At 66.4% G+C, this 10,491-nt stretch carries 3 protein-coding genes and 1 pseudogene; 2 read left to right on the forward strand and 2 right to left on the reverse strand.

The window, feature by feature from the left end:
- Nucleotides 1-300, reverse strand: a pseudogene (locus tag K675_RS31080) (multidrug transporter); the annotation flags it as partial.
- Between the two features lie 2 nt (nt 301-302).
- Nucleotides 303-1,103, reverse strand: a complete 801-nt coding sequence (locus K675_RS0119995; protein WP_017905255.1) for a helix-turn-helix transcriptional regulator — start codon at nt 1,101-1,103, stop codon at nt 303-305.
- A 498-nt stretch (nt 1,104-1,601) separates the two neighbouring features.
- On the opposite strand from K675_RS0119995, the gene K675_RS0120000 reads away from it, so the two are divergent.
- Together K675_RS0120000 and K675_RS31085 are read left to right on the forward strand one after the other, a co-directional pair.
- Nucleotides 1,602-8,003: a non-ribosomal peptide synthetase gene (locus tag K675_RS0120000; RefSeq protein WP_017905256.1), complete on the forward strand. Its 6,402-nt coding sequence runs from the start codon at nt 1,602-1,604 to the stop codon at nt 8,001-8,003.
- A gap of 429 nt (nt 8,004-8,432) precedes the next feature.
- Nucleotides 8,433-10,491, forward strand: a 2,059-nt coding sequence (locus K675_RS31085; RefSeq protein ID WP_037006903.1) for a condensation domain-containing protein, incomplete at its 3' end; no start/stop codon positions are given.

Here is a 10,491-nt window from a genome sequence, read left to right on the forward strand (position 1 = left end):
GTCGGTCCGCTGGATCCGGTACTGCGCCTGGAAGGCTTCCACGTTCAGCACGGCCACGCGCAGTTCGCGGTTGTCGTCCAGGGCGTTGGCGATCAACCGGTGTATCGACGGGGCCTGGAACAGCCGTTGCCAGTCGGCGCCAGCCGTGACCGGGGCGTCGGTCGCGGAGGGGGCGGCGCAGGCCGGTCCCGACGCAAACCGTGCGGCACTGGGCGAAGCGGGTTGCCGGTATTCCGGCATCAGCGAGCAGGCGCCGAGCAACAGTGCCATGAGCAGCAGGAAGATCGGCGACTTGCTCATTGTCACGCTCGGGCCATCCATCGTGCGAGTCCGTGCCGGCCGCTGACACCCAATTTGCCGGCGGCACGCTTGAGGTAGGTTTCGATCGAACTGTTCTTCACGCAGAGCTGTTCGGCCAGGCGTGGAATGGTGCCGCCACTGAGCAGCCCGAGACAGACCTCCTTTTCCCTGGCCGAAAGCACGATCTGCTCCAGCGCCAGCCGCTCGTCGAAGGCCTGCTCCAGCGGTTTGTGTTCCAGGTCGAGGTCAGCCGCGGGCGAGGTATTGATCTCCGCTCGTGCGGCTGTCTGCCGGCTGATCCAGGCGTGCCGCTCGGTGAGCGGCAGCAGGGTATCGGAGAGGTTCTTGAGGAACGACAGTTCACTCAGGGAAAACACCGGCTGCACCTGAGGGCGGCAAAACGAGATGACCCAGCGCCGGTTGGCGGTGCGCGATACCAGATTGCACTGGTGACTGTTCTCCCGGGAGCCTCGGGTGCCGGCCTTCATCTGGATCAGCAGCGGGTCATCCATCCCGGTCATCCTTTCCAGCAGCGGATTGTGGTCGTGGTGGTGCAGCGCGGGGGCCGGTGCAGGGTCCTGTTCCAGTGCGGCGCAACCCAGTGGCTTGATATCGAGCACGCTGGCCTGGCGCTCGTCGAGTGTCCATTCGCTGAGTTCGACCAGGTCCACTGGCACCAGCTTGTCCACCAGCCGCAGCATGTTCGCCGCGAAGCGATCGTTGCCCGTACTGGAAATCAGCTCGCCCAGTTCACAATAGAAATGGGGGGTTTCAAGGTTCGTCATGCTGCTGCCAAGACTCATATCGTCATCATCCTTGAGCCGGACCCGGGCGAAAGCGCTCTGGCATCCGTGTTTGCAAGCAATCCTCTTCTCCCTGAAGAGGATTACGGGCCGGATTTAATCTTATACATCTGTCTGGCGTCTGTAATGGAAAACCGGGACACAAAATGACATGGAAAAACGCCGGGTTCAGCGGGTATTTCGGCGGGCGAAAGGCTCGGCCGGTGGAGCGTCGCTGTTTGGCGTATTGCGTTAACTCTTTGATTTTTAAAGTTTATATTTGTCATTTTGGTTGCCGTTCCAAGCGCTCTTGCCTGGGGCTATAGCTGATTTCCTACAAGAACTTGGGTTGATGTAGTCGGGGTATTCGAGCAAGCCGTGGCTGGCGAATCCGTCCACACTGGCTCGGATGGGTGCGCCGGCGACCCGTGCTGCCCATCGTGTCGTCTTCGCCGACAGCGCGTTGTGATCGATGGATCGACGCCTGGATTTCCCCAGTCAATACAACGAGAAGGATCTATGGAGAGGTTTTTTTCAACGGCCGCCACCGAGGCTGCCTGCCCGGCTTCCGTGCCTTACCCACTGACCGCCGCCCAACAGGATATCTGGCTGGACCAGTCGAGCCGGGGAGATTCGCCGTTGTACAACATCGGCGGTTATGTGGAGCTCGGTGGCGCGGTGGATCCGTCGTTGTTGCGGCGGGCGATCGAATGCCTGGTCCGTCGTCACGATGCCTTGCGTACCGTGCTGCTGCCCGGTTCCGACGGCCTGCCGCAGCAGAGGTTCGTCCAGCAACTGGCCGTGCAGGTTCCCCTGTATTGCTTCGCCGACCATGCCGAGCCGCTGGCCGCCGCCCTGGAACTGGTCGAGCAGCAGATGGTCCAGGTCTATCCGCTGGATGGCTCGCCGCTGTTCCGGTTTTTCCTCATGCGCTTGAGTGAGGAGCACTACCTGCTGGGGACCCAGGCGCACCACCTGATTCTCGACGGTTGGGGTTTTGGCCAGATGCTCGCGGACCTGGGGCGGATTTACAGTGCCCTGGCGCGAGGCGAGGAAGTGGACGAAGCGGCCGCCTCCTATGTCGATTTCATCGAGCAGGACCGGCTCTATCAGGCATCGCCGCGCTACCTGCGCGATCGCGACTACTGGCTCGACAAGTACCGCACGCTCCCCGAACCCATGCTGCTGCCCCGTCATCGCGAACGCCCGGTCGCCGGCACGCCACCCGGCGACAGCGTGGTCCAGGCGGTGCCCACGGCACTGCACGAGCGCATGCAGAGCCTGGCGAAGGCCTGTCAGTCCTCGACCTTCCATGTCTGGCTGGCCGCCCTGTACCTGTGCTTTACCCGCAGTCACCAGCGCGACGAATGGGTGGTGGGGTTGCCGATCCTCAATCGCACCCATGCCCGGTTCAAGGCGACCCTCGGGCTGTTCGCCCAGGTCAGCCCGGCGCGGCTGGCATTCCCTGACACCACGACGTTCGGCGAACTGGTGCGGGGCATCGGCCAGGTGCTTCGGCAGGACCTGCGCCACCAGCGCTTTCCCCTGAGCGAACTCAACCGCGGCCTCGGCCTGCTGCGCGAGGACCGGGCACAACTGTTCGAGGTGTCGGTGTCTTACGAACAGGATGACCACGACTACCGCTATGGACAGGTGCCAGCACACACGGTCAAGGTCTCCAACCGTCACGAGTCGATGCCGCTGGCGATTCATCTGCGCAGCAATCGTTTCAACGATCGTGTCTGGATGCACTGTGTCTACGATGCGGCCTACTTCGAGGCCGGTGAGGTCGAGGCGCTGGCCGCGCGGGTCATCCATGTGCTCGAGCAGGGCCTGGCGGATGTCGGGCGGCCGTTGGCGGCGTTTTCCCTGCTCGCGCCGCAGGAGAGCCGGCGTCTGGCACAGTGGAACGGCAGTGCCGCCGACTATCGCCGCGACGCGACGATCCACCAGCGTATCGAGGAACAGGCCGCCGCCCATCCCGAGGCCGTGGCGGCCGTGCACCAGGACCGTTCGCTGAGCTACGCCGAGCTGAACCGGCGGGCCAATGCCCTGGCTGCCCACCTGCGGATGCTGGGCGTGCGCCCTGACGACCGGGTGGCGGTCGTCGCCCGGCGTGGGCTGGAAACGCTGGTGGCGCTGCTGGCCATCCTCAAGTCCGGGGCCGCCTATGTCCCGGTCGATCCGAGCCATCCCGACGAGCGTCTGCGCTACCTGCTCGAGGACAGCGCGCCGGTGGCGGTGCTGGCCCAGGCCGAACTGCTGGCGCGCCTGCCGCCTTCATCGGTGCCGCGGGTCGAACTGGACAGCCCGCGCTGGCACGCCGGCAGCGATGCCAACCCGCAGGTGGCCGGGCTCGGCGCGCAGCACCTGGCTTATGTGATCTACACCTCCGGATCCACCGGCCTGCCCAAGGGGGTGATGGTCGAACACCGTACGCTGTCCAATCTGGTGGACTGGCACAACCGCGCCTTCGACCTTGGCCGGCACAGCCAGGTCTCCAGCCTGGCCGGCTTCGGCTTCGATGCCATGGCCTGGGAGATCTGGCCGGCGCTGTGTGCCGGCGCGACCCTGCACCTGGCGCCGGTCTCTCCGGGCGCCGAGGACATCGATGCGTTGCTGGCCTGGTGGTGCGCACAGCCACTGGACATCAGTTTCCTGCCCACGCCGGTGGCCGAATACGCCTTCAGTCGCGAGCTGGAGCACCCGACCCTGCGCACCCTGCTGATCGGTGGCGACCGCCTGCGCCAGTTCAGCCAGGCCCGGCGTTTCGCCGTGATCAACAACTATGGACCGACCGAGACCACGGTGGTCGCCACCTCCGGTGCCCTGTCGCCCGGTCGGGTGCTGCCGATCGGCCGGCCAGTGGCCAACACGCGGATCCATCTGCTCGATGGGCAGCAGCGTCTGCTGCCGATCGGCGCGGTCGGCGAGCTGTACATCGGCGGTGCCGGGGTCGCGCGAGGCTACCTGAACCGTGCCGAGCTGACCGCCGAGCGTTTTCTCGACGACCCCTGGAGCGGCGAGCCGGGGGCGCGCATGTACCGCACCGGCGACCTGGCTCGCTGGCGCCAGGATGGCAGCCTGGAGTACCTGGGACGCAACGACGACCAGGTGAAGATCCGTGGCGTACGGGTCGAGCTGGGCGAGATCGAGGCCGCGGTTTCCACTCATCCGACGGTGCGCGAGGCGGTCGTGCAACTGCGTGAGGGACGCCTGCTGGCCTGGTTCATCGCCGATCGGGCGCTGCCTGCGCAGACCCTGCATGGCCATTTGCAGGGCTACCTGCCGGGGCATCTGCTGCCGAGCGCCTATGTGCAACTGGAAACCTGGCCACTGACGGCCAACGGCAAGCTTGACCGGCGGGCCCTGCCGGCCCCGACCGCCGCTGCGCTGGTCAGTCGCGAGTACCAGCCGCCCGAGGGGGCTGTCGAAACCACTCTGGCGCGGATCTGGGCCGAGTTGCTGCAGGTCGAACGGGTAGGGCGCCAGGACCATTTCTTCGAACTCGGGGGCAACTCACTGTTGGCCGTGGCGTTGGTCGAGCGCATGCGCCAGGCCGGGTTGCAGGCCGATGTCCGGGTGTTGTTCGGCCAGCCGACCCTGGTGGCGCTGGCCGCCTCGGTGACGGCGCGCCAGGCGGTCGAGGTGCCGGCCAACCGGGTCGCTGCCGATTGTCAGCACCTCACTCCGTCGATGCTGGCCCTGGTGGAGCTGGAGCAGGCGGTCATCGACCGGATCGTCGCCGACGTCCCCGGTCACGCCGCCAACGTGCAGGAAATCTATCCGCTGGCACCGCTGCAGGAAGGGCTGCTCTATCACCACATGACCGCGACCGCGGGCGATCCCTACCAGCAATACGCGTTGTTCGCCTTCGATGATCGCCAGCGCCTGGAGGCTTTTGCCCAGGCGCTGCAGGCGGTGATCGCGCGGCACGATATCCTGCGTACCAGCCTGGCCTGGGAAGGCCTGGAACAACCGCTGCAGGTGGTCTGGCGCGAGGCCCGGCTGGCGGTCGAAACCCTGGAACCGGCAGCCGATGCGGGCGATGTCGGTACGCAGTTGCTGGCGCGGTTCGATCCGGTTCAGCGTCCGCTGGACATCCGCCAGGCACCGCTGATGGCGCTGGCCTGCGCCGAAGACGCGGCGAACGGTCGCTGGCTGGGCCTGCTGCGTTTCCATCACCTGATCAATGATGCGACGTCCACCGCCGTGCTGTTGGCGGAAATCGATGCGCACATGGGTGGCCATGAACGGCAGCTCGCACCCTCGGTGCCGTACCGCAACTACGTCGCGCAAGTGCGTCAGGACGAGCGGCAAGCCGGGCACGAGGCGTTTTTCCGTGAATTGCTGGGTGATGTCGAGGAACCCACGCTGGCATTCGGGCAGCAGCGTCGCCAGGACGACAGCCAGGATCACGAGCGCCTGGAACAGGCGCTGGACGGCGCAATGGCCCAGCGTCTGCGTGGTGTGGCCCGGCAGTTGGGGGTGAGTGCGGCGAGCCTTTTCCATCTGGCCTGGGCGCAGGTGCTGGGCGGGTTGTCGGGCCGCGACGATGTGGTGTTCGGCACCGTGCTGCTGGGCCGCTTGCAGGCCGGGGCGGGGGCCGATCGGGCCCTGGGCATGTTCATCAATACCTTGCCCCTGCGAATAGCCCTGGGTGGCAAGAGCGTTGCCGATGCCCTGCGGCATACCCACCAGCGGTTGACCGAGCTGCTGGCCCACGAGCACGCACCGTTGGCCCTGGCCCAGCGCTGCAGTGCGGTGGCGGCCACCACGCCGCTGTTCAACAGCCTGCTGAACTACCGGCATACCGCCGCCGCACCGCTGGGCTCGGCGAATGCGGGCGTCGAGTTGCTGGACAGTGCGCAGATCGTCAGTCACCTGGTGATGCTGTCTATCGACGATCTCGGCGAGGGCTTTCGCCTGGCGGCCGCGGCACCGCGATCGCTGGGGGCGCAACGGGTGCTGGACTATCTGGAGACGGCCCTGGAGGGGCTGGTGGAAATTCTCGAGCGGGCACCGGGTACGGCCCTCGACCGGTTGCCGATCCTGCCGCCGGCGGAGCGTCGCTATCTGTTGGATGAACTCAATGCGACGCAGGCCGACCATCCGCTGGAACAATGCATTCAGGCCCTGTTCGAGCAGCAGGTGCGGCGCACCCCGGAGGCGGTGGCACTGGTGGCCGGGGAGCGGCAACTGACCTATCGCGAACTCAACGAGCGGGCCAACCAGTTGGCCCACCATCTGCGCGAGCAGGGGGTGCGGCCGGATGCGCGGGTGGCGATCTGCGTCGAGCGCGGACCGGAGCTGGTCATCGGCCTGTGGGCGATCGTCAAGGCCGGCGGTGTCTATCTGCCACTGGATCCGGGCTATCCATGGGAGCGCCTGGGCTATATGTTGCAGGACAGCTCGGCGGTGACGGTGCTGGTGCACCAGGCGACGCGTGACCTGCTGGGGTCGGTGTCCATCCCGCTGATCGATTTCGACCACAACACCTGGCAGGACCGCCCGGTGAGCGACCCGGTGATCGCCGAGCTCGGTCCCTCGAACCTGGCCTACGTGATCTATACCTCGGGCTCCACCGGCACGCCCAAGGGCGTGGCGCTCGAACACCGTGGGCTGTGCAACCTGATGCACTGGAGTTCGAAGCTGTGCCCGGAGATGGGCAACAGCGGTCTGCTGCAAAAGGCGCCGTTCAGTTTCGACGGCTCGGTGTGGGAGTTCTTCTGGCCGCTGACCGTCGGCATGCGTCTGGTACTGGCGCGTCCCGACGGACATCGCGATCCGGACTACCTGGTCGGTCTGGTGCGCGAGCAGCAGATCCGTGTGATCAAGTTCGTCCCGGCGATGTTGCAGCAGTTCATCGAGCAGGACGAGGTCAGCCAGTGTCGCAGCCTGACGGACGTCTTCTGTGGTGGTGGAGAGCTGACGGCGGCGTTGGCCCAGGCGGTGCAGGCGAAGTTGCCGCAGGTGCGCCTGCACAACGTCTATGGTCCGACCGAGGCCACCGTGGACAGCACCGCCTGGACCCTGGAGCCGGGCGCCCCGGTGCCGGCCCTGCAACTGCCGATCGGCAAACCGATCTGCAACACCCGGGTGTATGTGCTTGATGCCCATGATCGGCCGGTGCCGCTGGGGGTGAGCGGGCAACTGCATATCGGGGGTGTCGGTGTCGCCCGGGGCTATCTGGGGCTGGCGAAACTGACCGCCGAACGCTTCATCGACAGTCCCTTCGTGGCGGGTGATCGCCTGTACCGGACCGGCGACCTGGTGCGCTACCGCCCGGATGGCAACCTCGAGTTCCTTGGCCGGGATGACTTTCAGGTGAAGCTGCATGGCCTGCGCCTGGAGCTGGGCGAGATCGAGGCGGCGCTGCTGTCGCACGAAGCGCTGCGCGAAGTGGCGGTGCTGATGCGCGACGAGCGGCTGGTGGCCTACTTCACCGCCCGGGTGGCTGGACAGGTGCCGACGATCGAGGCGCTGCGTGGCTACCTGTTGGGCTTGCTGCCGGACTACATGGTGCCCTCGGCGTACGTGCAGCTCGACGTCCTGCCGTTGAGTCCCAACGGCAAGCTCGATCGCCGGGCCCTGCCGGCACCGGGTCAGGACGCAGTGATCAGTCGCGACTACGAGGCGCCTCGCGGGCCGGTCGAGATCGCCCTGGCCGAGATCTGGGCCGAGGTGCTGAAGATCGAACGGGTCGGACGCAACGACCACTTCTTCGAACTGGGCGGGCACTCGCTGCTGGCCGTCAGCCTGGTCGCGCGGATGCGCCAGGCGGGGCTGAATGCCGATGCTCGGGAAGTGTTCAACCAGCCGACCCTGGCAGCACTCGCGGCCAGGTCCGTCGGCCGCGTGCAGCAGGTACAGGTGCCGGTGACCACCATCCCGACCCTGAGCCGCAAGCGTCGACTGTAGGGGGCTGCGCTGACTGGCTGCGCAGTGACAGCAAGACCTCCATCGCCAGCAAGCCGGCTCCCGCAGGAGGGTGTCATGCGCTCATTCCGGGCATGACACCCTCCTACGGGAGCCGGCTTGCTGTGGGCGGCGTTCCGACGACCCGCCGCAGCGGGCAGTCCCGCTGTCGCAAAAAGTTCCACAAACCCCCCTCCAGCCCGGGACACATGTCGCGGGGTGTCCCCGCTTGCCGTGTCAGCCCCTGCCATGCGGATGATTTAGTTTCTCAAATATTGAAACAGTGATGGCTAATTGACGCCATTTTTCCTTCAGCCTCCTTCCGGCCCGGCGCCCGGTTCCGCTCCGTCAGTACAAGGGCATGCAGTACTGCTGCCACGTTGCCTTTGAAAATGGACTTTCTCGTCAACCGAATTAAAAGCAGGTCTCACTATGCAGTTCAGCGAATTGATGGCAGTTATTTCCACCCATGCGATCCGTCTTCAACGGGAAGATGACGACCTGGTGATCCTGGGTAACGACGACGCGCTGGACGATGCGCTGTGGGATCAACTGAGCCGGTACAAGGCGCAACTGCTCGAGCTGGTGGCTCGGCATGACGGTGATTGGCTGAGCCCGGCCTTTCGCATCACCCCGGACATGTTGCCGCTGGTGAGCCTGGATCAGCAGGCCATCGACCGTATCGTCGCCACCGTTCCCGGCGGGGCGGCCAACCTGCAGGACATTTACCCGCTGGCCCCCCTGCAGAGCGGCATGCTCTATCACCATCTGTCCGCGTCCCAGGGCGACCCCTACGTGCTGCAGGCGCAGTTCGCCTTCGACAGTCGCGAGCGCCTGGAGCGTTTTGCCGAGGCCCTGCAATGGGTCATCGGCCGGCATGACATCCTGCGTACCTCGATCGCCTGGGAGAGCCTGGACGAGCCGCTGCAGGTGGTCTGGCGCGAGGCGCCGCTGGTCTGCGAGCAAATGCGCCCGGATACCGCCGGGGGCGATGTGCTGGCCCGTCTGCGCGAGGCCCACGATGCCCGCGACTACCGTCTCGATCTGCGCCAGGCGCCGTTGCTCAGGCTGGTGTTCGCCGAAGACGAGAACAACCGGCGGGTGGTCGCGCTGTTGCTGTTCCATCACATGGTCATGGACCACACCGGGCTGGACGTGGTGCGCCAGGAGATCGCCGCCTGTCTGCGCGGGGAGGCCGCGCAGGTGCCGCCGGCGGTCGCGTTCCGCGATTATCTGGCCCGTGCGCGGATGAGCCTCGATGAAGCCGCGCACGAAAGCTTTTTCCGCGACATGCTGGGCGATATCGACGAGCCGACCTTGCCTTTCGGCCTGCGCGAAGTCGCCGATGACGGCATCGGTACCGAGGAGGGCCGGCTGACCCTGGAACCGGGTCTGAGCCTGCGCCTGCGCAATCAGGCGCGGCAGCTTGGGGTCAGTGCGGCGAGCCTGATGCACCTGGCCTGGGCGCGGGTCCTGGGTAGCCTGTCCGGGCGCGAGGCGGTGGTGTTCGGTACCGTACTGCTGGGCCGGATGGACGCCGGCGAGGGGGCCGAGCGGGCCCTGGGCATGTTCATCAACACCTTGCCGTTGCGGATCGACGTGGATGGGCAGGGCGTGCGTGCCGGCGTGCTCGCCACCCATGAGCGCCTGACCGCGCTGCTCGATCATGAGCAGGCGTCCCTGGCGCTGGCCCAGCGTTGCAGTGGCGTGAGCGCGCCGACGCCGCTGTTCAGCGCCATGCTCAACTATCGTCACAGCGCCGCGGGCGATGCCGCCGAGGTGATCGACGTCGCCGAAGGCGTCCAGGTGCTGGGCGCCCGGGAGCGCAGCAACTACCCGCTGAGCCTGAGTGTCGATGACCTTGGCGAAGACTTCCGCCTGACCGTCCACGTGGTGGCAGCCGCGGGCGCAGAGCGGATCTGCGAGATGATGCGCAATGCCCTGGAGGGCTTGCGGCAGGCACTGGAGCAGGCGCCGGACACGGCACTGAACAGCCTGGCGATCCTGCCCGCGGCAGAGCGCGAACAGGTCCTGGTGGCGTTCAATGCCAGCGCGGTCGACTTCCCCCGTGGGCAGACCCTGCACGGCCTGTTCGAGGCCCAGGCCGAGCGGTTGCCCGAGGCGGCGGCCATGGTCCAGGGCGATACCGTGCTGAGCTACGGTGAACTCAATCGCCAGGCCAACCAATTGGCCCACCATCTGCGTACGCTGGGCGTGCAACCGGATGATCGCGTCGCCATCAGCCTGCACCGCGGCCCGCAGATGCTGGTCGGGCTGCTGGCGATCCTCAAGGCCGGAGCCGCCTATGTGCCGGTCGATCCGAGCCTGCCGGAAGAACGCCGTCGCTACCTGCTCGAGGACAGCGCACCGGTTGCCTTGTTGACCCGCAGCGAATGGCTCGGGCAACTGCCGACCCTGTCGATTCCGCTGCTGGCGCTGGATCGCGCCACCTGGCAGGACCAGCCCGTTGACAATCCGGCACCGGGCGCGC

The sequence above is a fragment of the Pseudomonas fuscovaginae SE-1 genome (assembly GCF_000364705.1).
GTDB lineage: Bacteria > Pseudomonadota > Gammaproteobacteria > Pseudomonadales > Pseudomonadaceae > Aquipseudomonas > Aquipseudomonas fuscovaginae_A.

Excerpts from the sequence above, each read along its gene's own strand:
- K675_RS0119995 (WP_017905255.1), bottom strand. The coding sequence starts at position 1,103 with ATGAGTCTTGGCAGCAGCATGACGAACCTTGAAACCCCCCATTTCTAT.
- K675_RS0120000 (WP_017905256.1), top strand. The coding sequence starts at position 1,602 with ATGGAGAGGTTTTTTTCAACGGCCGCCACCGAGGCTGCCTGCCCGGCT.